This is a genomic window from Roseibium sp. AS2, assembly GCF_038900065.1.
GTDB lineage: Bacteria > Pseudomonadota > Alphaproteobacteria > Rhizobiales > Stappiaceae > Roseibium.
The window spans coordinates 1,032,681-1,058,860 of the sequence record NZ_JBBMQN010000001.1 but is presented as its reverse complement, the minus strand read 5'-3'; the positions used below and the strand labels follow the sequence as shown (position 1 = coordinate 1,058,860).

Annotated in this window: 25 protein-coding genes; 8 read left to right on the top strand and 17 right to left on the bottom strand. The window is 63.0% G+C overall.

From position 1 onward, the window contains the following. Nucleotides 1-10 precede the first annotated feature (10 nt). The 4 genes from WNZ15_RS04815 to WNZ15_RS04800 all read right to left on the bottom strand — a co-directional run bounded on the left by WNZ15_RS04815 (nucleotide 11) and on the right by WNZ15_RS04800 (nucleotide 4,087). Complete coding sequence (locus WNZ15_RS04815) at nucleotides 11-904, bottom strand: MBL fold metallo-hydrolase (protein WP_342891793.1); 894 nt, start codon at nucleotides 902-904, stop codon at nucleotides 11-13. Nucleotides 905-943: 39 nt separating this feature from the next. Continuing rightward, a complete protein-coding gene (locus WNZ15_RS04810) occupies nucleotides 944-1,378 on the bottom strand; it encodes a DUF6691 family protein (protein WP_342891792.1) in 435 nt (144 codons plus the stop codon). A gap of 4 nt (nucleotides 1,379-1,382) precedes the next feature. Next, complete coding sequence (locus tag WNZ15_RS04805; protein WP_342891791.1) at nucleotides 1,383-1,811, bottom strand: YeeE/YedE thiosulfate transporter family protein; 429 nt, start codon at nucleotides 1,809-1,811, stop codon at nucleotides 1,383-1,385. 218 nt (nucleotides 1,812-2,029) lie between these two features. Beyond that, nucleotides 2,030-4,087: a VTT domain-containing protein gene (locus WNZ15_RS04800; protein WP_342891790.1), complete on the bottom strand. Its 2,058-nt coding sequence runs from the start codon at nucleotides 4,085-4,087 to the stop codon at nucleotides 2,030-2,032. Between the two features lie 221 nt (nucleotides 4,088-4,308). Between WNZ15_RS04800 and pap the strand changes: the two genes are divergently transcribed. Next, nucleotides 4,309-5,775: a polyphosphate:AMP phosphotransferase gene (gene pap, locus WNZ15_RS04795; RefSeq protein ID WP_342891789.1), complete on the top strand. Its 1,467-nt coding sequence runs from the start codon at nucleotides 4,309-4,311 to the stop codon at nucleotides 5,773-5,775. Nucleotides 5,776-6,093: 318 nt separating this feature from the next. Continuing rightward, nucleotides 6,094-6,960 (top strand): hypothetical protein, encoded by an 867-nt coding sequence (locus tag WNZ15_RS04790; RefSeq protein WP_342891788.1) that lies wholly within the window; start codon nucleotides 6,094-6,096, stop codon nucleotides 6,958-6,960. Between the two features lie 105 nt (nucleotides 6,961-7,065). Here the strand turns inward: WNZ15_RS04790 and WNZ15_RS04785 are convergent, their stop codons facing one another. Next, nucleotides 7,066-8,244, bottom strand: a complete 1,179-nt coding sequence (locus WNZ15_RS04785; RefSeq protein ID WP_342891787.1) for an aminotransferase class V-fold PLP-dependent enzyme — start codon at nucleotides 8,242-8,244, stop codon at nucleotides 7,066-7,068. A 433-nt stretch (nucleotides 8,245-8,677) separates the two neighbouring features. On the opposite strand from WNZ15_RS04785, the gene WNZ15_RS04780 reads away from it, so the two are divergent. Next, a complete protein-coding gene (locus WNZ15_RS04780; protein ID WP_342891786.1) occupies nucleotides 8,678-9,616 on the top strand; it encodes an N-formylglutamate amidohydrolase in 939 nt (312 codons plus the stop codon). Nucleotides 9,617-9,664: 48 nt separating this feature from the next. On the opposite strand, the gene WNZ15_RS04775 is transcribed toward WNZ15_RS04780, so the two are convergent. Further along, complete coding sequence (locus WNZ15_RS04775; protein WP_342891785.1) at nucleotides 9,665-10,846, bottom strand: FAD-binding oxidoreductase; 1,182 nt, start codon at nucleotides 10,844-10,846, stop codon at nucleotides 9,665-9,667. A 116-nt stretch (nucleotides 10,847-10,962) separates the two neighbouring features. Continuing rightward, the gene (locus WNZ15_RS04770; protein WP_342891784.1) at nucleotides 10,963-12,180 is read right to left on the bottom strand and encodes an acyl-CoA dehydrogenase; all 1,218 of its coding nucleotides are present in this window, start codon (nucleotides 12,178-12,180) and stop codon (nucleotides 10,963-10,965) included. A gap of 160 nt (nucleotides 12,181-12,340) precedes the next feature. Here WNZ15_RS04770 and gcvA point away from each other — a divergent pair, with 160 nt between their 5' ends. Further along, nucleotides 12,341-13,264, top strand: coding sequence for a transcriptional regulator GcvA (gene gcvA / locus WNZ15_RS04765; RefSeq protein ID WP_342891858.1), 924 nt, complete (start codon nucleotides 12,341-12,343; stop codon nucleotides 13,262-13,264). A gap of 21 nt (nucleotides 13,265-13,285) precedes the next feature. Next, nucleotides 13,286-14,194 carry a lipid kinase YegS gene (gene yegS, locus WNZ15_RS04760; RefSeq protein WP_342891783.1) on the top strand — a complete coding sequence of 303 codons (909 nt, stop codon included), beginning with the start codon at nucleotides 13,286-13,288 and terminating at the stop codon, nucleotides 14,192-14,194. 37 nt (nucleotides 14,195-14,231) lie between these two features. Here yegS and WNZ15_RS04755 read toward each other — a convergent pair whose 3' ends face one another. The 8 genes from WNZ15_RS04755 to WNZ15_RS04720 all read right to left on the bottom strand — a co-directional run bounded on the left by WNZ15_RS04755 (nucleotide 14,232) and on the right by WNZ15_RS04720 (nucleotide 20,884). Then, on the bottom strand, nucleotides 14,232-15,023 hold the full coding sequence (locus WNZ15_RS04755) for a cephalosporin hydroxylase family protein (protein ID WP_342891782.1): 792 nt from the start codon (nucleotides 15,021-15,023) through the stop codon (nucleotides 14,232-14,234). Then, entirely contained in the window at nucleotides 15,020-15,850 is an 831-nt protein-coding gene (locus WNZ15_RS04750) for an NAD(P)-dependent oxidoreductase (RefSeq protein WP_342891781.1), read from the bottom strand. The genes WNZ15_RS04755 and WNZ15_RS04750 overlap by 4 nt, the downstream gene beginning before the upstream one ends. Then, entirely contained in the window at nucleotides 15,847-16,338 is a 492-nt protein-coding gene (locus WNZ15_RS04745; RefSeq protein ID WP_342891780.1) for an acyltransferase, read from the bottom strand. The genes WNZ15_RS04750 and WNZ15_RS04745 overlap by 4 nt, the downstream gene beginning before the upstream one ends. Continuing rightward, on the bottom strand, nucleotides 16,335-17,576 hold the full coding sequence (locus tag WNZ15_RS04740; RefSeq protein ID WP_342891779.1) for a class I SAM-dependent methyltransferase: 1,242 nt from the start codon (nucleotides 17,574-17,576) through the stop codon (nucleotides 16,335-16,337). The genes WNZ15_RS04745 and WNZ15_RS04740 overlap by 4 nt, the downstream gene beginning before the upstream one ends. Beyond that, a complete protein-coding gene (gene rfbC, locus WNZ15_RS04735; RefSeq protein WP_342891778.1) occupies nucleotides 17,573-18,118 on the bottom strand; it encodes a dTDP-4-dehydrorhamnose 3,5-epimerase in 546 nt (181 codons plus the stop codon). Before rfbC ends, WNZ15_RS04740 begins: the two co-directional genes overlap by 4 nt. Continuing rightward, nucleotides 18,115-19,161: a CDP-glucose 4,6-dehydratase gene (rfbG, locus tag WNZ15_RS04730; protein WP_342891777.1), complete on the bottom strand. Its 1,047-nt coding sequence runs from the start codon at nucleotides 19,159-19,161 to the stop codon at nucleotides 18,115-18,117. Before rfbG ends, rfbC begins: the two co-directional genes overlap by 4 nt. 4 nt (nucleotides 19,162-19,165) lie before the next feature. Further along, nucleotides 19,166-19,930, bottom strand: a complete 765-nt coding sequence (gene rfbF / locus WNZ15_RS04725) for a glucose-1-phosphate cytidylyltransferase (RefSeq protein WP_342891776.1) — start codon at nucleotides 19,928-19,930, stop codon at nucleotides 19,166-19,168. A gap of 102 nt (nucleotides 19,931-20,032) precedes the next feature. Further along, nucleotides 20,033-20,884, bottom strand: coding sequence for a glycosyltransferase family 2 protein (locus WNZ15_RS04720; protein WP_342891775.1), 852 nt, complete (start codon nucleotides 20,882-20,884; stop codon nucleotides 20,033-20,035). A 286-nt stretch (nucleotides 20,885-21,170) separates the two neighbouring features. Between WNZ15_RS04720 and WNZ15_RS04715 the strand changes: the two genes are divergently transcribed. The 3 genes from WNZ15_RS04715 (at nucleotide 21,171) to WNZ15_RS04705 (ending at nucleotide 24,003) form a co-directional block, all read left to right on the top strand. After that, nucleotides 21,171-21,941, top strand: a complete 771-nt coding sequence (locus WNZ15_RS04715; protein ID WP_342891774.1) for a sulfotransferase family protein — start codon at nucleotides 21,171-21,173, stop codon at nucleotides 21,939-21,941. Between the two features lie 164 nt (nucleotides 21,942-22,105). After that, a complete protein-coding gene (locus WNZ15_RS04710; protein WP_342891773.1) occupies nucleotides 22,106-22,846 on the top strand; it encodes a sulfotransferase family 2 domain-containing protein in 741 nt (246 codons plus the stop codon). 38 nt (nucleotides 22,847-22,884) lie between these two features. After that, nucleotides 22,885-24,003, top strand: coding sequence for a glycosyltransferase family 2 protein (locus WNZ15_RS04705; RefSeq protein WP_342891772.1), 1,119 nt, complete (start codon nucleotides 22,885-22,887; stop codon nucleotides 24,001-24,003). Nucleotides 24,004-24,015: 12 nt separating this feature from the next. Here WNZ15_RS04705 and WNZ15_RS04700 read toward each other — a convergent pair whose 3' ends face one another. Next, complete coding sequence (locus WNZ15_RS04700; protein WP_342891771.1) at nucleotides 24,016-25,086, bottom strand: glycosyltransferase; 1,071 nt, start codon at nucleotides 25,084-25,086, stop codon at nucleotides 24,016-24,018. Then, a complete protein-coding gene (locus WNZ15_RS04695; protein WP_342891770.1) occupies nucleotides 25,076-26,023 on the bottom strand; it encodes a glycosyltransferase in 948 nt (315 codons plus the stop codon). The genes WNZ15_RS04700 and WNZ15_RS04695 overlap by 11 nt, the downstream gene beginning before the upstream one ends. Nucleotides 26,024-26,180 lie beyond the last annotated feature (157 nt).

The window sequence follows — 26,180 nt, the reverse complement described above, 5'->3', positions numbered from 1 at the left end:
TTCCGGTCTTCTAGAGGCCGTTGACCGGCACCTTCAGGAAGGTCTTGCCGCTGTCATCGGCGGGCGGCAGTTTCCCGGCGCGCATGTTCACCTGCAGCGACGGAATGATCAGCTTGGGCATGTCGAGCTGGGCATCGCGCTCGGTCCGGAACTTGACGAAGTCCTCCTTTGTCTTGCCGCCACCGACATGGATGTTGTGTTCCTTTTCCGCGCCGACCGTGGTTTCCCACTGGATGTCCCGGCCATTGGGGCCGTAGTCGTGGCACATGAACAGGCGCATGTCGTCCGGCAGGGAGAGCACCTTCTGGATCGAGTCGTACAGTGTTGCCGCGTCACCGCCCGGGAAATCGGCCCGGGCCGAGCCGCCGTCCGGCATGAACAGCGTATCGCCGACAAAGGCGGCATTGCCGATGACATGCACCATGCAGGCCGGCGTGTGGCCCGGCGTGTACATGGCGAAGGCCGTCATGCCGCCGATCTGGTAGGTGTCGCCGTCCTGGAAAAGCTGGTCGAACTGGCTGCCGTCGCGCTGAAACTCGGTGCCTTCGTTGAAGACCTTGCCGAAGGTGTCCTGCACAACGGTGATCTTGTCGCCGATGCCCAGCTTGCCGCCCAGTGCCCGCTGGATATAGGGCGCGGCCGACAGGTGGTCGGCATGGACATGGGTCTCGATCAGCCATTCCAGCTCCAGATCGTTGGAGCGGATGAAATCGATGATCTTGTCCGCGTGATCATAGGTGATCCGCCCGGCCGCGTAGTCGATGTCCATGACACTGTCGACAACAGCGCAGGACTGCGAGGCCGGATCCTTGACCACGTAACTGATGGTGTTGGTTGCCGGATCGAAGAAAGCGGTGACGTCCGGCTTGAGGGTCATGTCGACCGGGTAATTTGAACTGCTCATGTGAATCTCCCATGTGTGTTGCCGGCGAAGGCCGTCCGTTCAGGCCTTGGCCGGGGTATCGCGATAGGTCTGGGCCATCATCCAGCGGGCGGTCACGATGCCGGCGGCGATGGCAAAAGCCGTGATCAGGGGGTCCGTTCCAAGGCCGATCACCGGAATGAGGCCACCGGGACAGAAGCCGCTCAGGCCCCAGCCGATGCCGAACACTGCCGACCCGCCGACAAGTTTCAGGTCCAGGTCCGTCCTGGTCGGCAGGGTGAAAGCCTGTGCCAGCACCGGCTGGTTCATCCGGAACACCAGGCGGTAGCCGATGGCGGTGACGAGGAGGGCACCGCCCATCACGAAGGCAAGGCTCGGATCCCAGGTTCCGGCGATGTCGAAGAAATTCAGCACCTTGGCCGGATTGCCCATGCCGGAAATCAGGATGCCGCAGCCGAAAACGATGCCGAAGGCGAATGCTGTCAGGAATCTCATACCATTATCCTCCGAACACGTGGCGGGTGAGGAACACCGTCACGACGGCGGTTGCCATGAAGGTCAGGGTCGCGACGATCGAGCGCGCCGAGAGCCGCGACATGCCGCAGACACCGTGTCCGCTGGTGCAGCCGGACCCGTAGGTCGTGCCGATGCCCGTCAGAAAACCGCCGACCAGCAGAAGTACGGGCGAGGACGGAACGCTGATTGCCGGAAGCTGTCCTGTCAGTCCGAGCAGGACCAGCGGGCTGACGATCATGCCGCCGAGAAAGGCGGCGCGCCAGGCCCAGTCCTGCTTGAACTGGGTTGTCAGGAAGCCGCTGACGATGCCGTTGATGCCGGCGATGCGTCCGTGAACAGCCATCAGGGCGACTGTGGCCAGGCCGATCAGCGTTCCTCCGAGGAAGCTGAGTAGGGGTGTGAATTCGGTCATGGTGCGCTCTCAATTATTATATATTCGAATATATGAATATATAGACGGACTTTCAAGGGGCCTGTCCCGGGCGTCAGGCTGACAGGTTGGCAAAAAAGATCAAGCTGGTGGCTTCACGTAATTTGCGGGCAATTTGATCCGGGCGACGGAAGGCTGGTGACGAGGCCGGCAAGGTCGACCGGAGGAGGAATTGCCACCGGGCCGCGCCTGGCCTCAGGTCATTGCTGATGTTTTCTCTGCGCCCGGGACCTTGGCTTGTCCGCTTCCGCCATCGGAACCGCTGGCCTTGACCCGAGCGCCAGAACCACACGTGTCCCGTCCGCTCTTTCGCGCACGACGGCACCCGGCAGCAGCAGGGCCGGGTTGTCCTCCGGGTGGGGAACCTGAAGGTCCGTGCGCGGACCGGAAAATTCGCCCATCGGCCTGAGGATGTCCTCATGGACGACACTGCCGAGATAGAGCGCCCGCAATCTGCCGGTATCCAGGATCTGGTAGCGGCTCGGCCAGAGCCTGAGCACCCAGCGCCCGCCTGCCTCGTCCTTCCGGATCAGGACCAGATCCGGCTGGCGGCCGTTCTGGCTGCGCGGCAGGATCGGCAGCGAGTCGGGCGGTGTCTTGCCCTCGACAAAGCCGCCCGCGGTGGACAGCGACCATTTCGGCGGCCGTTGCCAGCCGGCCTTTTCGGCGGTGCCGGCAAACCCGTCGAGTGAGCCGCTGTACTGGACCACCAGCGGTTCTTCCCGGTCGCCGTTCAATTCGATCCGCCGGGCCGGCAGCGCCTGCCAGGCGCCGTCCAGCCAGCCGGAGCCGGTGAGCACCTCCTTGTCGGAACGCGGCTCGTAGGTCAGCAGCGCCTTGTCATAGGTGCCGGACAGATGCCAGCCACCGAAGACGGCAAGCGTCGCGACGACAATGGCGGCCAATGTTCTTCGGCCGACTTTCTCGTTGTGGATCGGGCCGAACACGAAGGCGAAAGCCGAGACCATGGCCGTGCCGAACAGAAGACCGGCCAGCACGTCCGACATCCAGTGGGCTCCCAGATAGATGCGGGAAAATCCGATCGTGATCACATAGGCCGCCGTGACGGTGAAGACACTGGCCTTGGCCCACCGGCTGAGGTCGTGGACGATGAGCACCGCGCAGATGCCGAACAGCACGGCGTTCAGCGTCGCGTGGCCGCTCGGGAAACTGTAGGCATGCGCGTCCGAATAAAGCTCCAGCGGACGTGAGCGGTGCAAAAGCAGCTTGAACAGCGGCACGAACAGCGCCGTGACCGTCATGGCGATGATGAAGCCGGTGGCGCGCCGCCAGGCCTTGCGCGCGAACAGATAGGCCCCGACGACAAGGGTCACGGCGGTGACCACGATCCCGTCGCCGAGCGAGGTCACGAACACCATGATCCGGTCGCCGGCCGGCGTGCGCAGGCTGTCGAACAGGTTGAGGATGGCCAGATCCGCCCGCACCATCGTTTCGCCCGGGGCAACTTCACCCATGAGCCAGAAGAAGCTCGGCATGGTGATCAGCAGCAGCAGCGCGGAGGCGAGCATGCCGCTGGACCGTGGGTGCGCCGGATCGAAATTGCGCGCGATCCACTGCGAAATCCGGCCCTGGCGTCTGGCGAAGCCCTTGACGATGGCTGCGTGGGCGTTGGGAAACAGCGGCAGGATGATCAGGATCAGCCAGCGGCCCAGCATCACGATCAGGAAGATGACCAGGAGCAGGGCGCCCAGAACCAGGGCCAGCCGGCCGCTGATCTGGCCGATGGCGCCGAGCGCCGATCCGGCGATGATCCCCGGTCCCATATGGGCGATGGTCCAGGCGATGGCCGAGGTGACATTGACCACCGAAAAACGTGTGAAATTCATGCCCGCCATGCCGGCGATGCCCGGGACGACCGATTTTACGCCCGGCACGAACCTGCCGATGAAAACGCTCTTGCCGCCGTGGCGCTTGAAGAAGGCCTCGCCGCTTTCCACCATGTGGGCATACCGTTTGAGCGGCCACATGTTCTTGAGCTTGTCCTTGAACGTGTAGCCGACCCAGTAGGAAATGGCATCGCCGGCGGTCGCGCCGAGCGTCGTCCAGATGAAGATCGGCACCACATCGAGCTTGCCGAGACCGACCAGCGTTCCCGCGCCGACGAGCACGACCGTGCTCGGGACAAAAAGGCCGACGAGAAAGAGCGCTTCGCCCATGGCGGCAAGAAAACAGATCAGGCCCGCGAGCGACGGGTTGTCCGCGATAAAGGTCAGAACGGGATCTAGAAATTCGGTCACGGATGTCGGTCGGGTTCGGTCTCGAAAACGTTGAACAAGGAACACTGGCCGGGTCGCGGCCCTGCCGTCTGATTCGGGTATCGTTTCATATAGGCGCGCGCTCTTCCATCCAACAGCGAAAAATCCGGTTCTCCCGGATTAGCGCAATGCCGTTCGAGAGATGGTTTTTTAAGCGCGCCTGGGTCAGGATGCATTCAGCGCGTCTTTTACAGGAGATCTTCGTGTTCGAATCCGCCCGCCTGCCGCAGAAGATGACCAAGAAAACCTTCAAGAAGCTTGAACCTGAGCTTCGCGAGGCCTTGCTTGGCGCGCAGCTGCCGGTCATAGAGAAGCAGCCGTTTTCGACCATGATCCTGGTCGACGGTCTCGACGGCGCGGGCAAGGGCGAAGCGGTCGCCAGGCTCTACGGCTGGATGGACGCGCGCCACCTGGTCTGCAATGCCTATGGCGATCCGATGGACGAGGCCCGCCTGCGCCCGCCGCTGTGGCGCTACTGGCGCGACCTGCCGCCCAAGGGCGAGACCGCGATCGTGTTCGGCAGCTGGTACCAGAAGGTTCTCAGGGACCGGATCTACAACAAGATCGACGAGGACGCCTTCGAGAAGGAACTCGCGCGTATCCAGCGGTTTGAGGAAATGCTGGCCAACGAGGATGTGCTGATCCTCAAGTTCTGGTTCTTCCTGCCCAAGCAGGTCCAGAAGGAGCGGCTGAAAAAGATCGAGAAGAAAAACGCCGCCCGCCACGTGCTGGCGGACTGGGCGGCGCTCAAGCATCACAAGAAGGCGAGCGAGACCGGCGAGAAGATCATCCTGGAAACCAGCAAGGGGCACGCCCCCTGGTTCGTGATCCCGTCCCAGGACCCGGAATACCGCGATGCCGCCCTGGCCCAGACGGTGGCGAACGCCATGAAGCTGAAACTGAAGGACGGCGAACCGAGATCGGTTGCCGCTCCGCCTGTCATCGGCGGCCTGAAACGCGAAACCGCTGTCGACATGATCGACCTCTCGGAGAAGCTGGACAAGGCCGACTACGAGGAGCAGCGTGACAGGTATCAGAAGCAGTTGTCCGATCTGTCGGACCGCAAGGCGATGTCGAAGACCGGCGTCGTGCTCCTGTTTCAGGGCAACGACGCGGCCGGCAAGGGCGGGGCCATCCGGCGGGTGATCCGCCCGCTCGATCCGCGCATCTACAAGGTCCATCCGATTTCCGCGCCGAGCGACGAGGAAAAGGCCCGGCCCTATCTGTGGCGCTTCTGGCGCCGGGTGCCGCGCAAGGGGCACTTCGCGATATTCGACCGGTCCTGGTACGAACGGGTTCTGGTGGAGCGGGTGGAAGGCTATGCCGGTCACGACGACTGGCTGCGGGCCTACAACGAGATCAACGAGTTTGAACAGGAACTCACCAACTTCGGCTACATCGTCTGCAAATTCTGGCTGGCGATCTCCGAGGAGGAACAGCTGCGCCGGTTCAAGGCCCGCGAGGACACGGCCTACAAGCAGCACAAGATCACCGACGACGACTGGCGCAACCGCCTGAAATGGGATCAATACGCCATCGCCGCCGGTGACATGGTCGACCGCACCTCCACCCACTACGCCCCCTGGACGCTCGTCTCCGCCGAAAACAAGAAACACGCCCGCATCAAGGTGCTGAAGACGATATGCGAGAAGCTTGAGGAGCGGCTGTGAGGGGGCTTGGCAGAGCCCACGTCTTTTCTCCGTGACCGTGTCGGTGCGCCTCAAAAGTCGTGACTTTTGAGGCGAAAGTCTTTCCCGAAACCTCAACGCCGGTTTCGAGGCAAGTCTGGTGTTCTGACCCATGACGCCCCTCAACCTCCCCCCCGCCGGATAATCCATCGCCGCCTCGACACCCTTGCCGGCGAATCCTGTCGACCCGTCATTCCCCCTTCCGCGAGGGCGTCAGCGTATGCTAGCGTTCTGCAACCATGGGCGGTTGGGGTGTCGAAGTGGCAGATATCACGTTAACGGAAAAAGGCTGCTGGACACATGCAACTGCCACTGAGCGACAAGAGATATGGTGTTCCCGGCATCGCGTGGATGTGGGTGCAGAAGACGGGTGAGATCGACGTTTACCACGGTCACTCCCTGAGCTACTATTCCAAGGCGATCTACGGTAACTTCAGCCATATCAACGAGTTCTACCGACCCGGCGAGAACGGTGGCCTGCAGGAGATCGTCAACAAAGACCTGATCCGCATCGGCGAGAAAATCATCTGGAAGCCGCAATATGACTACTACATAGAGATGAACGGGCCCCGCTCGGGGACCTCCGTGACACTGCCACCGGACCAGGCGCCGTTCTTCACCGGGGCGGAAATCATCGCCATCGAAACCACCTACTCCTGGGATGATGCTGCCGGACTGTTGGAAACCGTCACCACGTTCGGGGAAGTCCAGTTCAACAGCATGCCGACCTTCGTCGACGGCGTGCTCAGCGCGCTCGGGACCCGCTCGCTGTCGGTGCTGCATGTCCAGGTGCATGGCAGCTCGGAGGGGAGCGGCATAGATTTCGGCTCTCACGACATGTTGCGTGAGGGCACTTTCCATAATTACGAGCCGTTGTTGCGCAAGCTGGCAGGGCGATTCCGCGCCGATGGCTGGGTGTTCTTCCGGGCCTGCTTCGGCGGTCAGTACCACGTCCTGATGCGCCAGATCCGTGACCTGTGGCAATGCAACGTCATTTCCGGCGTGAACTGGCAGAGCAACTGGTTACCGCTGCAAGGTGGAGATTTCAACCAGGGCGCCTATTATGTGGTGAAGGCCAACGGTGAGGAGTATACGACCCAGATGCTGCCGGGCAGCCTGCGGCATCTTACGGGGCGCCGGTTGATCCGCTGGGCGACGGGCGAGTGACCATTGCCTCGACCGGGCAACCCCTGAACGCGGTCAAACGGGGTCCGGTCGGGTGGGTCCGGTCGGGTGGGTCCGGTTCACGGGCATTGCCAGGGTGGACTGACCTCACAGCGCCTCCGCCAGATACTCCATCGCCGCCTGAACGCCTCCGTTTCCGTGCGGAATGTCCAGCTTCTTGAAGCCCAGTTCGATCGCCGACAGGGTTCCCAGCAGCATCACCGCGTTGACGTGGCCCATGTGGGCGATGCGGATGCCCTTGCCGGCGAGATCGCCGATGGTGCCGCCGACGGTGACACCGCAGATCTCCCTGGTGAAGGCGCGCAACGCGGCCGCATCGCCCTCGTTGAAGCGCAGCACGGTGACGGAGTTGGAGCGGGCGTGCGGATCGGCGATGTTGAAATCGATCGCGCCCGCTTCGGCCCATACGGAAACGGCGTGCCGGGTGGCTTCGGCGAGAAGCGCATGGCGGTGCCACACCTGTTCCAGACCTTCCTCGAACAGCATCTCCAGCGCCTTTTGGAAAGCGTAGAGCAGATGCTCCGGCGGCGTGCCGCAATATTTCTGATAGTGCTCGGAGCCCTGACGAAAGGTCCAGTCGGTGTAGTTGGTCCTCAGGGTCGCGCTCTCATGCGCCTTGTCGGCCTTGGGGCCGGCGGCGACGAATGACAGTCCTGGCGGACACATCAGTCCCTTTTGCGACCCGGTCAGGGCGACATCGACACCCCAGGCGTCCATTTCGAACGGCATGCAGCCGAGCGAGGCGATGGTGTCGACCATGAAAAGCGCGGGATGTTGCGCGGCGTCGATCGCCTTGCGCAGGGCTGCGATGTCGTTCCAGACGCCCGACGCCGTGTCCACCTGCACCACCAGGATCGCCGCGATCTCGTGACCGGTGTCCTGCCGGAGCCGTTCTTCCAGGCGCGCCGGATCGACACCCCGGTCCCAGCTTCCCGGAAGGATTTCCACGTCGAGGCCGGCGACGCTCGCGGCCTCGCCCCACCCAAGCGCGAAACGGCCGGATTCCAGCGCCAGAACCTTGTCGCCGCGCTTCAGGGTGTTGCACAAGGCCGCGTCCCAGGCGCCATGGCCATTGGCGGCGTAGATATAGGTCCTGCCTTCTGTCCGGAACAGACGTTTCAGGCTGGACAGGCAAAAGTCGGTAGTCGCCAGCAGCGGCCCTTCGTAAATATCCACGGCGGGCCGGTGCATGGCTCTCAGAACTTCTTCCGGCACGTTGGTGGGGCCGGGGATCATCAGGAATTCCTTGCCATTGCGGAGCGTCATGGCGGGTCCTCGTATTGAAAATTCGGATCTTGGCGGTGATGGCGGATCGGTGGCGGGAGCAGAATGTGTGTCCTGCAAGGTTGCCCGGCAGCGGGCATTCGTCAAGCGAAAGACGGCCCCGGGGAGCCATTGAAGCCGGCGGTGGAGGCAGCAATGAAATGGGGCCTGAAGGGACCGCGCCCGGAAGTGGTGGACCCGTTGAAATGGGGGCTTGCGCATACATTGTGTGCGTGAGACACCATGGCCTTGCCAAGTCAGGCTGGGAGTTCCTGTCCGGCAATTCGCCGGAAGGAAAGGCGTTTTCTGAGTATTTTCTTGTCGGTATCGGGTTCGATATCTTGGAATTGTAAAGAAAATGTCTTGTTTCCGCTAAGTAAATTATCCAAGCTGGAATCCGTTTCGTGATTTTTGAAAGTGCTCCGGGCGCTACAGCATGATCCTTGTTGAAGAAGGTCAAAGTCCCCTCATTCTCTGTCTGCCTCACAGCGGCACGGCGATCCCCGATGCTATCGAGAAACGCCTCAATGCAACGGGCCGGCTGCAGGTGGATCTGGGCTGGCGGCTGGAGCGCATTTTCGATCTGCATGACGACCTCGACGTGACGGTTCTGCGATCCTCGATATCCCGCTATGTCATCGACGTGGACACGGATCACACCGCGCCGGCTACGGATCCCGCGCGCACGCTCTGCCCGACGACCACGCTCGACGGCAAGCGCATCTATCAGGAGGGCGAGGAGCCCGGGCCGACGGAGGCCGAGCAGCGCACGCTGCTGTTTTACGCGCCGTTTCACAAGGCCTTGCGCGCCCAGATCGACAGGCTGTTGCGCCGCCACGGCAAGGTCATCGTACTCGACTGCCAGTCGATGCGCTCCCACATCAAGGGGGTCACGGACAAGGGCCTGCCGCTGGTCAGCGTCGGCACCGGGGGCGGCGTCTCCTGCGACCCGGACCTGCGCGACCTGCTCGTCGGGTCCTTCAGCGGGCAGGAGGGTTTCACGGTCAGTGTCGACGAACAGACGCAGGGCGGGTTCATCACCAGCACCTTCGGCCGGCCGGAGCAGGGCCTGCATGTGATGACGCTGCTGCTCGCGCAGCGGTCCTACCTGCGTCATGAATCGCCGCCCTTCGAGCCGGACAAGACGCGGACCGGACGGCTCCGCGCCATCGTGACGGACACCGTGTCCCGCCTTCTCGACTGGGCCGCGATGCCCGCCCGGCAAGCCGCCGCAACCGAACCTGCCGCCGATGCGCAAGAGACCGGCACCCCCGAGGTCGACCCGGTCGATCCTCCCGCGCTTCCCAGGGTGGGCAGGGCCACAACCGCCCAGGTTGAGGACAAGCCGGTGACGTCGGTGCTTGTGGCCGAATAATGCCGGCACAGGGGACGGTGAAGGGGATTGAAGCGGCCGCCGGGCGCTTCACACGACGTTGATCTCCACGATCGGCCTGTTGTCCTTCAGCCTGTCGATTGCCAGCGGCGACAGGTCGAGCGTCCTGTAGGATCCCGTCGTGATCAGTTCGGCCAGGCCGCGTCCGACCGCCGGCGCCTGCTGCAGGCCGTGGCCTGAAAAGCCGAGCGCGAGAAAAAATCCGTCGAGACCGGGTACGGCGCCCACGAAGGCGTTGTGGTCGAACAGGTTCATGTCATAGCTGCCGGCCCAGGCCGCCCCCGGCCTGATCGTTTCGAACGCGGGCACGCGGGCCGCCAGTGTCGGCCAGATATGCTCCTCGAACAGTCCATGATCGACGTCGAAATCGGTGCACTCCGGATCCGCATCCGCCGCTGGCGCCGATCCGCAGATATAGCCGCTGCCTTCCGGGCGGACGTAGGTGCCCGACGGATCGACCAGCAGCGGAAACCGCTCGAGCGGTGCCTTGCAGTCGAAGGTGAAGACACAGCGCTTTTTGGAGACGATCGGCACGTCCAGTCCTGCCTGGCGGCAGATCCGGGTGCCGCCTGACGCTCCGGCGCAATTGACGACGACGGGCGTGGACACCGTTTCGCCCGTGGACAGGTGCACAAGCCAGCCGCCGCTGCCGTCGCCGCTCACCGTGGCGCCGGCGGAAACATAATCGACATCGAGAGAGCGGGCCTTCTTGCGAAAGGCCTGCATCAGACCGTAACCGTCGAACCAGCCTTCACCGGACAGCCCGTGGCAGCCGGCCGCGAGATCGGATGTTTCCAGCCAGGGAAACCGCGTTTTCAGGCAAGTGGCATCAAGAAAGCGGATATCGGCGCCAAGCTCCTGCTGCAGACGGTGGTTTGCCGTTAGGATATCCAGCTTGTCGGGCGTTGCCAGGAACAGATAGCCGCCCTCGTGAAGGTCGATTTCGGGCCTGTCGCCGTTGACCGCGAGCCGGACGCCGATTTCCCTGAGGAAACGGATCCCGTACAGCGAGATGTCGATATTGACCGCGCAGGAAAACTGTTGCCGGATCGAGGCGGCGGAGCGGGCGGAGGCGCAGACCCCGTAGGACGGATCCGCCTCGGCGACGACGACGCGTCCGTTGAAATCGGGGCTCATGGCCAGGTGGCAGGCGACGGAAGATCCCATCACAGCTCCGCCGACGATCACGACATCCGCAGTCTGGTCCGTCATGAAACCTCTCTTGGCCCGGTGATTGGGTGGCGCCGGCGCCGCGCCGGATTCGCTGTTGAGTGCAAGACGGGACGGGCGGCCGTGCCGCCCGCCGGTGAGGACGTGCCGGAGGCGTTCTAGAAAAACGCCTGCAGGCCGGTCTGGGCGCGGCCGAGGATCAGCGCATGGACGTCGTGGGTGCCCTCGTAGGTGTTGACGGTTTCCAGGTTCTGGGCGTGCCGCATGACATGATACTCCTCCTGGATGCCGTTGCCGCCGTGCATGTCGCGGGCCTGCCGGGCGATGTCCAGGGCCTTGCCGCAATTGTTGCGCTTGATCATCGAGATCATTTCAGGTGCCGCCTTGCCGGCGTCGAACAGCTGTCCGACCCGGAGCGCCGCCTGCAGGCCGAGCGTGATGTCGGTCTGCATGTCGGCGAGTTTCTTCTGAAACAACTGGGTCTGGGCCAGCGGGCGGCCGAACTGTTCCCGGTCTAGGCCGTATTGGCGGGACCGCATCCAGCAGTCCTCTGCGGCACCCATGGCGCCCCAGGCGATGCCGTAGCGCGCCCGGTTGAGGCAGCCGAACGGGCCTTTCAGGCCGGACACGTTCGGCAGCAGCGCGTCCTCTCCGACTTCGACGCGGTCCAGTACGATCTCTCCCGTGATCGAGGCGCGCAGCGACAGCTTGCCGCCGATCTTCGGGGCCGTGAGACCCTTCATGCCCTTGTCGAGCACAAAACCGCGGATGGCCCCGTCATGGGCCTCCGATTTCGCCCAGACCACGAACACGTCCGCGATCGGCGAGTTGGAAATCCACATTTTCGAGCCGGTGAGCCGGTAGCCGCCGTCGATCTTTTCCGCGCGGGTGCGCATGCCCGCCGGATCGGAGCCGGCATCCGGTTCGGTGAGGCCGAAGCAGCCGACAAACTCTCCGCTTGCCAGTTTCGGCAGGTATTTCATCCGCTGCTCTTCCGAGCCGTAGGCATGGATCGGATACATCACCAGCGAGGACTGCACGCTCATCATGGAGCGGTAGCCGCTGTCGATCCGCTCGATCTCGCGGGCCACCACACCATAGGACACGTAGGAAGCGCCGGCGCAGCCATAGTCTTCCGGCAGGGTGATGCCCAGAAGGCCGAGTTCGCCCATCTCGTTGAAGATCGTCCGGTCGGTCTTTTCCTCGCGGTAGGCCTCGATGACACGCGGCAGCAGCTTGTCCCGCGCATAGGCGCGGGCGGTGTCCTGGATGAGCTGTTCGTCTTCCTGCAACTGGTCGCGCAGATGGAACGGATCCTGCCAGTCGAACGTGCCGCCGCCTGCGGGCGAGGATTTGATTTTCGCGGGTGCGTTCATGATCGTGTCTCCCGAAGCCTTCTGAATCCAGGCTCTTGGATCGCAGCCGTATCTGGCTGCCAGTCATTCTGTTTTCGCCAGTCTTGCCGTAATTTCATTTGCGGAAAAGCGAAAGCTCCGCCATCGTTCATGCCAAATTGGAATGAACTGGATGGAAAACATGCGCCGCGCCTTTGTCCCGCCTGCCGATACTCTGATCGCTTTCGAATGTGCCGCCCGGCACCTGAGTTTCACGCGCGCGGCGGAAGAACTGCACCTGACGCAAGGCGCAGTCTCCAAGCAGGTACGCCATCTGGAGGACCGGCTCGGGGTCGAGCTGTTCCGGCGCGTGCGTCAGCGCATCGTCCTGACCGACGCGGGGCGGATCTATCTGCACGACATCCGGGGCGCGCTGGAGCAGATGACTTCGGCGACCCGCCAGGTCATGTCCTACGCCGGCAGTGCCGATGTCCTGAATCTGGCCGTACTGCCGACTTTCGGCACCCGCTGGCTGGCGCCCAGGCTTGCCGATTTCGCACGCCGGTTTCCGGATGCGGGCCTGAACCTGAGCGTGCGCCTGCAGCCCTTCGACTTTGACGAGGAACCCTTCGACGGTGCCATTCACCATGGCGATCCCGTCTGGGCGGGCGCGATCGCCGAACGCCTGTTCGACGAGGAGGTCATCCCGGTGGCGTCGCGTGCGTTCCGGGACCGGCACCAGATCCGCAAGCCGGCCGATCTTGCGCGGGTGCCCCGTCTTCAGCTCGCAACCAGGCCGCTCTCCTGGCGGCAGTGGTTCGATCTGGCGGGCGTCGAAACGGATGCGGCCTTTCAGGGCGCGCGCTTCGAACAGTTTGTCATGATCTCTGAAGCCGCGATCCACCATGCGGGCGCGGCGTTGATCCCACGCTTCTTTGTGGAGGCTGAACTCGCCTCGGGCCGCCTGGTCAGACTATTTGATCTGTCCCTTGCGCAACAGACTGCCTATTATTTCGTTTACCCGGAAGGACGGACCATGAGGCCCGTCGTGTCGGCCTTTCGAAAGTGGCTGATGGAAGAGGCAAGATCCGCCCGCGCCGGCCGTGAAACCATGCTGCCGGGCTGATCTGCAACAAGGATGAAGGTATTGGAAAAACAGCACTTGCGCCTGATCCTGAATGGCAAGTCCTCCGACAGGAAGGATGTCCGCGCAGCCGTTGCGGCGGTCCGCGACATGGGCCATGACGTGTCCGTCCGGGTGACCTATGAAGCCGGTGACGTTGCCCGGCTCGCCGCAGAAGCCCTGGCCGACCATGCCGACACCAGGATCGACACGCTGGTCGCCGCCGGCGGCGACGGCACCGTGCACGAGGTGGTCGACGAAGTCCTGCGCCTGATGCCAGGCGCTGAAAAACCGCCTTTTGCCTTTGCCGTGCTGCCGCTCGGCACCGCCAATGATTTTGCCCATCACATCAAGCTTGATCCCTCGGACATTCCCGGGTGTCTGCGCTTTGCCGCGAGGGCATCGGCGAAACCGACGGATGTGGGCGAGGTCAACGGCCAGGTTTTCGTCAACATGGCAACGGGCGGTTTCGGAACAAAGGTGACCGCGCAGACCGATCCGAATCTCAAGCGCGTGCTTGGCGGGGCCGCCTATCTGTTCACCGGACTGCACCGGTTTTCCGAACTGGCCGCGTGTGAAGCGCGGGTGGAAGCGGAGGATTTCGAATGGGAAGGGTCCTTCCTGGCCCTTGCCATCGGCAACGGCCGGCGGGCCGGCGGCGGCATCCGGCTCTGCCCCCGTGCCAAGCTCGACGACGGTTTTCTCGACCTGACCATCGTTCCCTACGCCGCCAGCGAAACGGTGCTCGACCTTCTGTCGACGCTTCTGGAGAACGGGGTCGAAGGCCTGGAAGCGGGGCTGGTCCAGCGGCGGGTCCGCAACATCACCATCGAAACCTCCGAACCGGTGCAGTTCAACCTGGATGGCGAACCGATGACCGGCACGTCCTGGCGGATCGGCATCCGCCAAAACCAGATCGACCTCAGGCGCTGACTTCGGCTGTGATTGTCCGGCGGGCAGGGGCAGGCGGTTATTTAACCCGCTTCAGCCAGCCGTCGGGAGCGGCGGAAATCAGCAGCTTGTTGTTGATCTCCTGATCGATCTCGAATTCCGGATGGGTCTTCAGGAATTCATGCACGGCGGTCTTGGCATTGTTGCCCGGTGCCCAGGGCCGGTCCGGGAAGGTCCCTTCCGGCAGATCCTCGATCACGGTGTCGAAGACGAGGCAGTAGCTGTCCCGGGAGGCGAGTGACGCATAGGCGTTCAATTCGGCCAGCACATGATCGTGGGTGTGGTTGCTGTCCAGGCAGACCAGCACGCGTTCGAAGGTGCGCGCGTGGTCATGGACCCGGCGGATCATGGGTTCTTCGATCGAGGACCCTTCGAACATGTCGATCTTGGTGGACATCGGGTGGGCCTCGATGGCCTGCCTGTTGTGCGCCCGGATGTCGATGTCGATCCCCAGAACACGCCGCCCGGCGGTCTTCGGATCGACCACGCCGCCGCTTTCCACCGCGTCGCAATAGTCGAGCATGGCCAGCAGCGAAGCGCTCATCACCAGCGAGCCGCCATGGGCGATGCCGGTCTCGATGATCAGGTCCGGCCTGGTGGCCCAGACGATTTCCTGAAACACGGCCATGTCGGTCGGCAACTGGATGATCGGCCGTCCGCCCCAGGCAAAATTGTACATGTACTTCCGGTCGAACGCGGTCTTCAGCCAGTCCAGGGACGAGGCCTGCCAGCCGCGCTGGTCGCCATAGCCGGAAATCCGGTCCGTTCGTTCCGCCTCGAAGCCGCGGATCGGGTCGCTTGTGTTGCTCATGTGTGTGCCTCTGAATTGGCCGCGTTGTGTCCGGCCGCGCACAGCAATGCCGGCAGGTCGTCGAGCACGGAACGCGGCGAGAATGCGAATTCGTTCTGGAGCCTGGTGATGTTGATTGCCGGAAAGGTCCTGCAGGCACCGCCCGGTGCGAATGTGCAGGAGACGCCCGCAGCGCCGGCGGCCTCGGCAAGGTCGATATGCCGGACCGGCTGCCCGCTTGCCAAATTGTAGGTCCGGTGGCGGCCGCCGCGCGCGATCCTTTCCGCGAGGGTGACGACATCGGAAATGGATACATAGTCCTTTGAGGAGTCCGGAGCTTCGCGGATCACCGCGTACCCGGTCCTGGCAAGGTCCTCGACAAGCGAGCCCAGGAAGGTGGCCTTGCTCTGGTCCGGACCATAGACGTTGGACAGCCGGATCACCTTGACGGCGGGCTGTTCAAGCGACATGCAGAGCGCTTCGCCCAGCAGCTTGGACAGGTCGTAGGTGGTGTCGGCCGATGGCCGCACCTTGATCGGGGCATCTTCGATTGTCTCTTCCGGACCGGCCTGCGCGTAGACCCGCGTGCTGGAAAAATAGATGAACGAACTGAACTCGGCACGCTCCAGCAGCCGGGCCAGCAGTCCGGCGTGGGCTTCGACGGTGGCAAGGGGCCTGTCACGGAAGTTGCCGGTCATGCCGATGCAGTAGAAGACGTGACCCAGGTTACCGCGCGGATCGCCGGCGGCTTCGCGATCGGGGGTGGCGACCACGTAACCGATGTCACGAAGATGGGCGGCAAGGTTGCGGCCTATGAAGCCGCTTGAGCCGAAGACCGTGGCTTTCATGACCGGGTTCCGATCCTGCGCAGGGGATTGCCGGCCATGACCGAATAGGCCGGCACCTCTTCTTTCACCACGCTTCCCGCGGCGATGACGCAACCGGTGTTGACGACGGCGCCGTCCAGGAAAACGCAGTTCGCACCGATCCAGACATCGTCACCGATGAGGATGCCGCCCCGGCTGGGCTGGAAGCCCTGCTCCCTGATCAGCCGGTGCCGGTCCTGAAACGCGTGGTTGACCGGGGCGAAGGTGCAGTTCGCCGCGATGGCGACATTGTCGCCGATTGTCAGGCCGTGTCCGGTGTAGATCACGCAGCCCGAATTGAGCGTGACGTCGGCGCCGATGACAACATTGCCGGATCCGCCCGCCGGCTTGATCTTGACGAAACTGTCGATGACCGAGCGTGCGCCGATGCGAATGAGCGTACCGCGTACGCTGTCTTCGATGTCGGCCAGCTTTGAAATACGCGCGGTCGCGTCGAACTCCAGGGTCATGCAGGATCGCCCAGGACACGGGTTTCGGGAATGAAGGTTACGAACTGTGTGCCCTTCTCGGCAAGCTCCGCATTCTGCCTGCCGATCTCGTCGGCGATGTTCCAGGGCAGAATGATCAGATAGTCCGGTCTGTGGTCCTTGAGGGTCTCGGGCGGCAAGACCGGAATATGGCTGCCGGGCAGGAATTTTCCCTGTTTCGACAGCGCGGCGTCACAGACAAAGGGCAGCAGGTCGGGCCGCACACCGGAAAAATTCAGCAGCGTGTTGCCCTTGGCCGCAGCGCCATAGCCGGCGATGGTCTTGCCGTCCCTGCGGGCTTTCAGAATAAACGCCAGGAACCGGTTCTTGACCTCTTCGGCGCGGCGCTGGAAACCGGCGTAATAGGCCGCGGTTTCCATGCCCCGGCGCTTTTCCTCGGTCAGCAGGCCGATGACCGCAGGGGTTTCCTCGTGACCGGACGCCTTCAGACAGCCATAGATCCTCAGGCTGCCGCCATGGGTCGCCAGTTCCTCCACGTCGAAGATCCTGAGGCCGGCCGCGTCGAACAGACGGACCACGGTGCCGAAGGAAAGATAGGAAAAATGCTCGTGATAGACCGTGTCGAACTGGCAGAATTCGACCAGGCGCATCAGATGCGGAAACTCCAGGGTAATCACGCCTTCCGGCTTCAGCAGCCCGGCGAGGCCGTTGGTAAAGTCGTTGATGTCCGGGACATGGGCATAGACGTTGTTGCCGACGATCAGATCGGCCGATTTTCCCGCAGCCGACAGCGAGTCCGCCAGACGCTGCCCGAAAAACGCCTGTTCGACGGGAATGCTAAGCGTTCTGGCGGCTCCGGCGGTGGAGGCCGTCGGTTCGATGCCGAGACAGGGGATGCCCGCCTCGACGAAATTCTTCAGGAGATAGCCGTCGTTGGAGGCCACTTCGACCACGTGGCTCGCGCCGGTCAGGTTCAGGCGCTGCGAAATCATGTCCGCATAGGCGGCAGCATGGGCCAGCCAGCTCTTCGAGGTCGAGGAGAAATAGGCATAGTCCTTGTCGAACAGGCTGCCCGCGTCTGCATAATCCTGTGTCTGGACCAGAAAACAGGTCTCACAGACCATCAGGCGCAGCGGGTAGGTCACTTCCGGTGCAAACAGATCCTCCGCCGCCAGATAGGCATTGGATGGCGGTGCGAAGCCCAGATCCAGGAATTGCCGTGTCAGGGCGTTCCCGCAATGGCGGCAGGCTTGTGTCATGAGATCGGCTCCACCTCGGCAAGGGGCGGGAGGTCCCGGTCGCGGTCCGATATGCTGGCGACCTCCAGTGGCCAGGTGATGCCGATATCGGGATCGCTGAAAAGGAGGCCGCCTTCGCATTCAGGGCTGTAGCTGTGCGAATGAAAATAGAGCAGCTCGGCGTTGTCGGTGAGCGTCTGGAAGCCGTGGGCAAATCCGGCGGGGATGTAGATCATCTCGCCGTTTTCAGCGCTTAGGGTCTGGAAGGTCCAGCGTCCGAAGGTGTCCGACCCGGCACGGAGGTCGACGATCGCATCGAACACCGCACCGGCCATGCATTTGACCAGCTTGGCATCGGCTTTCGGAGGCCGCTGGAAATGCAGGCCGCGCAGCGTGCCTTTCCGGACGCTGTGAGAGACATTGCACTGGGACCAGACCGCGTTCAGGCCCAGCCGGCCGAATTCCTCGCGGCAGAACATGCGGGCGAACGAACCGCGGTTGTCGCCGCGCCGTTCCAGATCGATCCGGAAGGCACCGGTCAGGGGAAGTGGCGTGAAGTTCATGCGGCGGCCTCGAAGGTCGCGATCTGGTCGCGGGTTAGCCGGGCGGGATCGGCGCCGCCATCGACAAGGCGGTACCAGTCGATTGTTTTTTCCACCGCGTCCTCGAACCGCCAGACGGGTGCCCAGCCAAGGTCGCAGCGCGCCTTGTCGATCGAGAGCGACAAGCGCCCGGCTTCGTGAAGGGCCTCCGGGTCCGAGGCATCGGTCCAGTACCCCGACCAGTGTTTGAGGATCGTTTCGGCAAGGGTGCCGACCGAATGCACGTCGGCGGGTTCCGGTCCGAAATTGTAGCCGGTCTGGAACCGGCCGCCGGAGGCCGTGTGCATCTGTTCGGCCAGTGTCAGGTAGCCATGCAGGGGGTCGAGCACGTGCTGCCACGGCCGGATCGACGCCGGATTGCGGATTTCGATTGAAGCGCCCGACCGGAGCGCCCGGATGATGTCCGGAACCAGGCGGTCTTCGGCCCAGTCGCCGCCCCCAATGACATTGCCGGCCCGCGCTGTGGCGATCTTGAACTGCGCGTTGCCGAAGGAACGCCGCCAGCTTGCGGCGGCAAGCTCGCACGCCGCTTTCGAGGCGGAATAGGGATCGTGGCCACCGAGAGGATCGTTTTCCCGGTAGGCATAGGCCCATTCGTTGTTCTCATAGACCTTGTCCGTGGTGACGATCACGGCCGTTACCGGCCGCTCCAGCCTGCGCAGGGCATCGAGCAGATGCACGGTTCCCATGACATTGGTGGCCCAGGTGCCCGCCGGGTCCCGGTACGAGCGGCGCACCAGCGATTGCGCCGCGAGATGCAGGACGAAGTCGGGCGCGAAGTCGGTGACCGCGCGTTCCAGGGCCGCGGCGTCCCGGATGTCGAGAAACGCCCCCGCCATCCGCGTGCCGAGCGAAAGCTGGGAAAACAGGTTGTCCGTGCCCTCCGGTGGCAGCGAAATGCCGGAAATCTCGGCTTCCCGGCCGATCAGCAATTCGCTGAGCCAGGCACCCTTGAAGCCGGTATGGCCCGTGATCAGCACTTTCTTGTCTTTCCAGAAGCTCATCCGCCTACCAGACCTTCCACGGTGCGCTGCCGGATTGCCAAAGGCGCTCGAGCTGGTTCTTGTCCCGGAGCGTGTCCATGGCCGCCCAGAAACCGGCATGCCGGTAAACCCCCAGCTGACCGTCCCGGGCGAGGCTTTCCAGCGGGCCGGCTTCCCAGGGGGTCTCGTCGCCGGCGACCCGCGACAGGACGGACGGTTCGCAGACGAAGAAACCGCCGTTGATCCATTGGCCGTCTCCCTGTGGTTTTTCCAGGAACCGGGTGACGCGGTCGTCGTCGATCGCGAGGGAACCGAAACGGCCGGGCGGCTGGATCGCGGTGACGGTGGCTTCAATGCCGCCCGCCCTGTGCCGGGCCACCAGCTCGCCGATGTCGATATCGGCGACGCCGTCGCCGTAGGTCAGGCAGAACGTGTCGTCGATATGGTCCGCCACCCGTTTGACGCGGCCACCCGTCATCGTGGCCTCGCCGGTATCGACAAGCGTGACCTTCCACGGTTCGGCCAGGTGGCGGTGAACCTCCATCCGGTTCTCGTCCATGTGGAAGGTCACGTCGGACATGTGCAGGAAATAGTTGGCGAAATATTCCTTGATCACATAGCCCTTGTAGCCGCAGCAGATGACAAAATCGGAGATCCCGTTCGCGGCAAAGATCTTCATGATGTGCCAGAGGATGGGCCGGCCGCCGATCTCGATCATCGGCTTGGGTTTCAGATGCGATTCCTCGCTGATCCGTGTGCCAAGTCCGCCTGCCAGAATGACTGCCTTCATGTCTCCCCCAGTTCCGTCGTGCCGGTGCGGACGGCACCAGACCTGATTGTTCGGTGACGGGCTTGCCCGAAGCGTGCCTTGAGTGGAAGTGTCATCATGATGCTACCGTCTCAGCCTCAGGACCCGGAGCAGATGGTCTTTCAGGTCGTAGCGGGTCTTCATCCGGGAATCGCGCCACAGCCGCCGGAACAGCTTGAGCCGCGTTGACAGGGAAACCTCCGGCAGCTTTTCGACAACACGGTAACAGCCGAGGCTGTAGTTGAGCCGTTGCCGGAACTTGCCGAAAAAGGTTTTCGCGCCGTATTTTTCAAACGACCCGGACCCTTCCATGAAGATGAATTCGGCGTCCCCGACCCAGACCGCCAGGTCGCGCATGACGAATTCCGCGACAACGTAAGACGCCACGCACCAGGCGTGCGGATATTCGCTCCAGCGCCGGATCAGGATTTCCGCGCCACCTTCCGAGCGGACGAGACCGTAACACCACTCCGAGGGGAAGGCGAGGCTGCGTGGAACAACGCCCTTTTGCAGCGTTGCGGGGTATCCGAAGATGATCGGATCCGGGTGCAGCACCCGCTCCTTGCCGTTGTTCACCCGCCGCACCGTGGGCGCGGCCAGAAGCTTGTCCGGATGATTGTCCAGCGCCCCGACAAGGGCCGACAGGTAGTTCAGGCTCGAAAAGTCGTCGCAGGCCCGCAGGCAGAAGTAGTCCGCATGGTCCCGTCCGTATCTCATGCAGAAGATGAAGTTGTCCACGGCGGATAGATGCACGTCATGGGTGAGGACCTCGAACCTGTCGTCCATCTCGCAATAATTTCGGGCAATATCGCCGGTGCGATCTGTCGATTTGTTATCGACGATCACTGCCCTGAAATTTTTGAAATCCTGATTGGCGATACAGTCGAGACTTTTTGTCATCGTTGCTTCGCCATTATAAATAGGGAAAAGAATCAATATGTTACGATTAATCAATTGAAAAGCCTCTTGGCTGAATTTGTGTGAATCGTGATTTGGATTCCCTTTCGAAATGAGTCTCTTTTTACTTTGATCAGACTCCGTGCGTCCGTCAACGGCTGAATTCCGGGGCACAATCGGCCCCGGCCAATCGCCGCGGTGAGGCGGAGCGGCGGCGTGGACCGGGCGCTGGGGGATTGCGGCCGGCCGGAGGGTTGACGACTGAGGTAGAGCGTGAAAAGGCAGTATCCGTTCAAGTGTTCCGGGCGAAAGAGGGTGCTGCCAGATGCTGCCGGTTTCCGAGGCGACACGGCGAAGGATCAAGGTCTCGCTTTCCAAGCGGGTGATCTTTGCCGGCCAGGGCTACAACACCAAGAATTTCTTCCACCGGGACAGCGTTGCCGTTTTTCCGGAATTGAAGCTGTCTTTCAATCGCATCAAGAAATCCGGCAACTCGAGCATCTGCCTGTATTTCGCGAAACTGTGCGGCTATGGCGACTTCGACACGCCGGAGGATTTGAAGGACAGGCTGCTCAGGCCGGGCCTCATGTCCCTTCCCCAGCTCGTCGAGTTGAGGTCGTACCATTCCCTCGTCGTCGTCAGGGATCCGTTCGAACGCGCGCTTTCGGCTTTTCTGGACAAGGTCGGTGGCGGTGTCGTGCCACGCTTTGCCGGATACGCCGGTTATGGGCAGGCCAATCCGGACGGCTTTGTGCATTTCCTGCGGCAGGTCGCCGAAAACCGGGAGGACCTGAACCGGCATTTCTGGCCGCAGACGCGGTTGATGTACAAGCCGGTAAAGTCTTTTTCTCTGGTTGCCAGGCTGGAAAACCTGCCGGAAGAGCTGCCGCCGTTCATCAGAAAAATCAGCGGAATCCAGGTCGACGGCGAAAGCTTCAAGAGCCCTCATCCCGTCGAGCGCAGGCAGAAGAACAAGATAACGGCGGCAAAGGAAAAACTGAACATGTTCTATGGCCCGGCAGCGGTCGATCTCGTGCGCCGGATCTATCGGGACGACTTCGCCCAGCTGGGATATTCGAACGATCTGACCGGATGATGAGATCGAACTGGAGGCCCGCAGTCCTGGTTCGCCGGGAGAGCGCCGGCCGGCACAGCGTATCTTTGCGGGCACCGGCGAGCCGCCGATTGGACAGGCCGAAAGGTTTCGGCTAAGGCACCTGCGGACCGCCGGTGGGCGATGCTGTGTGCGGACTGGAAAGCATGGACGAATATCAGATCAGGAACTTCCTCAAGTTCGCGCCGGCGCGGCTTGGCCTTGCGCCAAGGAAACATCTGTTCATTCACATCCCCAAGAATGGCGGCATGGCAATCCGGGAAGCCCCCCAGTTGCAGGGCCGGCTGGTGATCGCCAACCGGCGCCGGCTCAGGAGCAAGGCCTATGCGGATGGTCTCAAGCAGCATATGGGCGCAACAGGCCGCAACCCGGGCTACGAGCACGCCAGGCTGCGCGATGTCGACATGTCGGTCCGCAAGGCCACGAATGCATTCGCGATTGTCCGCAATCCCTGGTCGCGCACGGTCTCGCGCTTCAAGTTCGCCCTCCAGACGCGGCCCTACCAGGATGCAAGGCCGGACTGTTCGCCCGCCGAATTCGAGCTCTTCCTGGAAGAACGCTTCAAATGGGCGGGGGAACCCTATTTCTGGCACCGGGCCGTCTCCGGCTGGTATCCGCAGACGGATTATGTAACCGATGAGACGGGCGGCATCGCCGTCGACATCCTGAGGCAGGAGCGGCTCAGTTCGGAAATGCAGACCTATCTCGGTTTTTCCGGCGCGCTGGAACGGCGCAATACCAGCACCAGTTCGCGCGCGGATTACCGCGATCTCTACACAGACAGGACCATCCGGATCGTTGCCGACTGGTATGCGGCGGACATCGAGCGGTTCGGTTTCGACTTCGACACACCGGCGTCGAAGAACGTGTTTTTTGCGGATACCTGAATGGGACTCAACCTCGAACCGAAGGCGGCGTGGCGGTGATGACGCTCAGTGAACAGATCACGGAAGCATTCGGCACCCGCGCCGCGGACCGGTTGACCCTGCCGGGAGACGGCGTCGTCGCGGTCATCCTGGCCTACAACGAAGCCTTGCGGTTTCCCCATTTCCTGAAGCACTACAGGGCTTTGGGGGTGCGGCACTTCATCGTGGTCGACAACATGTCAAACGACGGCACCGCCGCGCTGCTGGACGGGCAGGCCGACATCAGCGTCATAAGGACGGCCAACCCCTACAGGGACTACAAGTCCGTCTGGCGGCAACTGATCTGCGACCGCTATCTTCAGGACCGCTGGGTGGTCTTCCCCGATGTCGACGAACTGCTCGTCTATCCGGGCTGGCCGGACCTGTCGATCGACGCGCTTGCCGGATATCTGGACCAGGGCGGCTACCAGGCTCTGTTCACGCCGATGGTGGACATGTATCCGGAGGGACCGCTGAAGGATCTGTCCTACCGGGCGGGCGACAGTTTTCAGGACGCCTGTCCGTGGTTCGACGGTGGCGGCTATCGCTACAATCCCTTGAAAGGCAGTCACGGCAAGCGCTACAGGACACCGGCAAGGCATGTCTTTGGCGGCACGCGCGAGCGCCTGTTTCACCAGCAGGCCAAGCGGCCGGCAAACGCGCTGGACCGGCTGCTCCTGTCGACCGTGTTTTCGCTGCACGCCAGGGTGCCCGAAACCCGGCCGGGCCGCAAGCTCGACCATCTCCTGTTCAAGCTGATCAAGAACGCGCTGCCGAGCCCGGCCGCGGTCCAGAGCAAGGTCCCGCTTCTGAAGTGGCAGGGCGGCACCGTGTTTTCCGGCGGCGTTCACGGCATCGACAGGCAAGTCACGGTGGCGCCGGACTGGGGCGTGCTGCTCCATTTCAAGTATCTCGACGATTTCAGGAGCAAGGTGACCGAGGCGCTCGCGCGCAAGCAGCATACCGACAATGCCGGTCATTATCTCGATTACAACTCCCGGATGGACGGGCTGATGGAAGAGGGGCTGCGCTATCCGGGCAGTGTCCGGTTCACCGGTGCGGACGCGCTGATCGCCTGCGGCCTGATGCGCGAGAGCGACGCCATGAAGCGCTGGCGCAAGCAGGCAGCGGGGACCTGAAAGCAGCCTGCTTCAGGTCCGCGCCGGTCCGCCAAGGAGCTTGTCATAGGCCGCCACGACGCCGGCCTCCGAATAGTGTTCGCTCAGTTTGGCCTGTCCGCCGCGCGCCAGCGTTGACCGCAATTCCTGCGAGCCGAGAACACGGCCGATAGAGGCCGCCAGGGCCTCGGCATCGCCGCAGGGCGACAGCAGGCCGTTCTTGCCGTCGTCTATCAGCCAGCTCGGGCCGGGGGAGGCGGTCGCCACCACGGGCAATCCGGCGTTCCAGCCTTCCAGCACGATGTTGCCGAGCGGTTCGGCGTCGGTCGGGCAGAGCAAAATGTCGGCCGCTTTCAGGAAGGGCGCGGGATCGCGCTGCCAGCCGAGAAAATGGACGCGGCTTTCGACACCTTCGGCCTTTGCGAGTGCCTTCATGTCGTCCAGGAGGTCGCCGTCGCCGATCAGCCAGGCATGCACATGCCCGGGCAGGCGCGCGACTGTCCGGATGGCCAGATCGAAGCGCTTGCGCTCGACGAAACGGCCCAGATGGATCAGCACAGTGGCGTTTTCCGGCGTGTCGTGATCCGCGCGCGACACCGGCCCGGGCTCCGCCGGCAGCGGGTCGACGAAATTGCTGATCACATGCGCCCGCGCCTCGGGCCAGCCCATCTCGACCGCCTGCCGGACGATCTCCGGCGTGTTGCCGATCAGGTCCTCGACATTGCCGTAGGTGTGAAAGCCGTCCGGCCAGTCACCCAGGCGCAGGAAGGTGCGCATGGAGGGGCCGGGCCTGGGCAGCCATTTGCTGGCCGGGCTCATCCAGCCGAGGGTCGCGGTGGCGCCGAAAGCGCGGATCTGCCGGGAAATACCCCAGCGCACGAAGTGACGCTTCAGATGCGACCGGCTGAACTTGAGTTCACGCACCTCGCAATGCTGTGCGAGTTCGTCCCGCCATGGCCGGTCCTTCCGGATGAAGGCGATCTGGTCGACGCCCTTGCGGGCCAGCGCCCCGGAAAGCCGCACCAGAAACCGCTCCGCGCCGCCATCGACGCCCAGGTGGATATGGGCAAGTTTCTTCAGGTTCGCCGGCGGGTCAGTGGCCATCGATCACGTCGTAGTAGTTATGGGCCCGGCCCAGAAGCCCGCGCAGGTTGCCGGAGCCCTTCATCAGCCGGATGAGGCCGTAATAATAGAGCTTCTCGCCGCGTTTGCGGAAAAAAGGCTTGATCACGAAACCGGCGACGGTCGCCAGCAGGCCGAAGATCATCCGTCGCAGGCTCTTGGGAATGAAATGCAGGGCCGCCTTGAGGCGTCCTTCCCGGAGCACGATGTTGAACGCGCCCGAGGTCGCGGCCATGTGCATGCGGCTGAGCAGGCGGCCGGTGGTCACCCGCGAGGCCGGGATGTCCTCTTCCACGAAGGCATCATCCACCCAGATCATCTTCGCGCCCGCCGCATGGGTGCGGCGGAAGAAGTCGATGTCCTCGCTGCCGAAGGTCAGGCGCTCGTCGAACCGGAGGCCAAGCCCGTCCTTCGCGACGATGCGCGCGCTCAGGAGGACGTTGTTGGTCGGGGCTTCGGTGATCACCGATCCGGTCGGCCGCGGTTTCAGAAGCTGGGATTTCCACCAGTGCGGTGCCGGCTGCTCGTAGATCCGCCGCACAGGTCCGTTGCCGACCTCGGCCCCGTGGGCCTTGCAGGCGCGCAGCAGCTTCTCGATCCAGTCCGGCTCGGCGCGCTCGTCGTCGTCGATCAGCGCGATCCAGTCCGGGGCGTGCTCCAGCGCGGCTTCCAGCGCGCGGTTCCGGGCAAACGGAATGCCCTTGCGGGGCTCGTGATGAAAGAAAACGGGAAGCGACAGCCGCTCCTTCAGCGCCGTGGCCGCCGTGCCGGTGAAATGCGGTTCGGCATCGTTTTCCACAACGACGATTGCCATTTCCATCGCGTCGGGCTCGGTCAGCCTGTCGAGGCTTTCCAGGCACGCCTGCAGCATCTTGGGCCGCTGCGCGGTGCAAACGGCAATGACCAGTTTCTGGGTCATGCGGAGATCTCAATCGTTCCAGTCGGCCATTCCATGCGGCCATCCCATTCGGCTGGAGGCAGGGTTTGGCGCAAGAGCCGGTCCCTGTCAAAGGGTTTCCGGGAAATTGACCTTTCAACGCAGGGGTGCCCGCGCTAGGCTTTGCGTACAAGCCTTT

What these genes read in the sequence shown, in the direction of transcription:
- WNZ15_RS04755 (WP_342891782.1), bottom strand. Translation starts at nt 15,023, where the DNA reads ATGAGCAACACAAGCGACCCGATCCGCGGCTTCGAGGCGGAACGAACG.
- WNZ15_RS04815 (WP_342891793.1), bottom strand. Translation starts at nt 904, where the DNA reads ATGAGCAGTTCAAATTACCCGGTCGACATGACCCTCAAGCCGGACGTC.
- WNZ15_RS04750 (WP_342891781.1), bottom strand. Translation starts at nt 15,850, where the DNA reads ATGAAAGCCACGGTCTTCGGCTCAAGCGGCTTCATAGGCCGCAACCTT.
- WNZ15_RS04695 (WP_342891770.1), bottom strand. Translation starts at nt 26,023, where the DNA reads ATGACCCAGAAACTGGTCATTGCCGTTTGCACCGCGCAGCGGCCCAAG.
- WNZ15_RS04805 (WP_342891791.1), bottom strand. Translation starts at nt 1,811, where the DNA reads ATGACCGAATTCACACCCCTACTCAGCTTCCTCGGAGGAACGCTGATC.
- WNZ15_RS04740 (WP_342891779.1), bottom strand. Translation starts at nt 17,576, where the DNA reads ATGACACAAGCCTGCCGCCATTGCGGGAACGCCCTGACACGGCAATTC.
- WNZ15_RS04715 (WP_342891774.1), top strand. Translation starts at nt 21,171, where the DNA reads ATGCTGCCGGTTTCCGAGGCGACACGGCGAAGGATCAAGGTCTCGCTT.
- WNZ15_RS04780 (WP_342891786.1), top strand. Translation starts at nt 8,678, where the DNA reads ATGATCCTTGTTGAAGAAGGTCAAAGTCCCCTCATTCTCTGTCTGCCT.
- WNZ15_RS04790 (WP_342891788.1), top strand. Translation starts at nt 6,094, where the DNA reads ATGCAACTGCCACTGAGCGACAAGAGATATGGTGTTCCCGGCATCGCG.
- WNZ15_RS04745 (WP_342891780.1), bottom strand. Translation starts at nt 16,338, where the DNA reads ATGACCCTGGAGTTCGACGCGACCGCGCGTATTTCAAAGCTGGCCGAC.
- WNZ15_RS04710 (WP_342891773.1), top strand. Translation starts at nt 22,106, where the DNA reads ATGGACGAATATCAGATCAGGAACTTCCTCAAGTTCGCGCCGGCGCGG.
- rfbF (WP_342891776.1), bottom strand. Translation starts at nt 19,930, where the DNA reads ATGAAGGCAGTCATTCTGGCAGGCGGACTTGGCACACGGATCAGCGAG.
- WNZ15_RS04770 (WP_342891784.1), bottom strand. Translation starts at nt 12,180, where the DNA reads ATGAACGCACCCGCGAAAATCAAATCCTCGCCCGCAGGCGGCGGCACG.
- rfbG (WP_342891777.1), bottom strand. Translation starts at nt 19,161, where the DNA reads ATGAGCTTCTGGAAAGACAAGAAAGTGCTGATCACGGGCCATACCGGC.
- WNZ15_RS04785 (WP_342891787.1), bottom strand. Translation starts at nt 8,244, where the DNA reads ATGACGCTCCGCAATGGCAAGGAATTCCTGATGATCCCCGGCCCCACC.
- rfbC (WP_342891778.1), bottom strand. Translation starts at nt 18,118, where the DNA reads ATGAACTTCACGCCACTTCCCCTGACCGGTGCCTTCCGGATCGATCTG.
- WNZ15_RS04775 (WP_342891785.1), bottom strand. Translation starts at nt 10,846, where the DNA reads ATGACGGACCAGACTGCGGATGTCGTGATCGTCGGCGGAGCTGTGATG.
- WNZ15_RS04810 (WP_342891792.1), bottom strand. Translation starts at nt 1,378, where the DNA reads ATGAGATTCCTGACAGCATTCGCCTTCGGCATCGTTTTCGGCTGCGGC.
- gcvA (WP_342891858.1), top strand. Translation starts at nt 12,341, where the DNA reads ATGCGCCGCGCCTTTGTCCCGCCTGCCGATACTCTGATCGCTTTCGAA.
- WNZ15_RS04700 (WP_342891771.1), bottom strand. Translation starts at nt 25,086, where the DNA reads ATGGCCACTGACCCGCCGGCGAACCTGAAGAAACTTGCCCATATCCAC.
- WNZ15_RS04705 (WP_342891772.1), top strand. Translation starts at nt 22,885, where the DNA reads ATGACGCTCAGTGAACAGATCACGGAAGCATTCGGCACCCGCGCCGCG.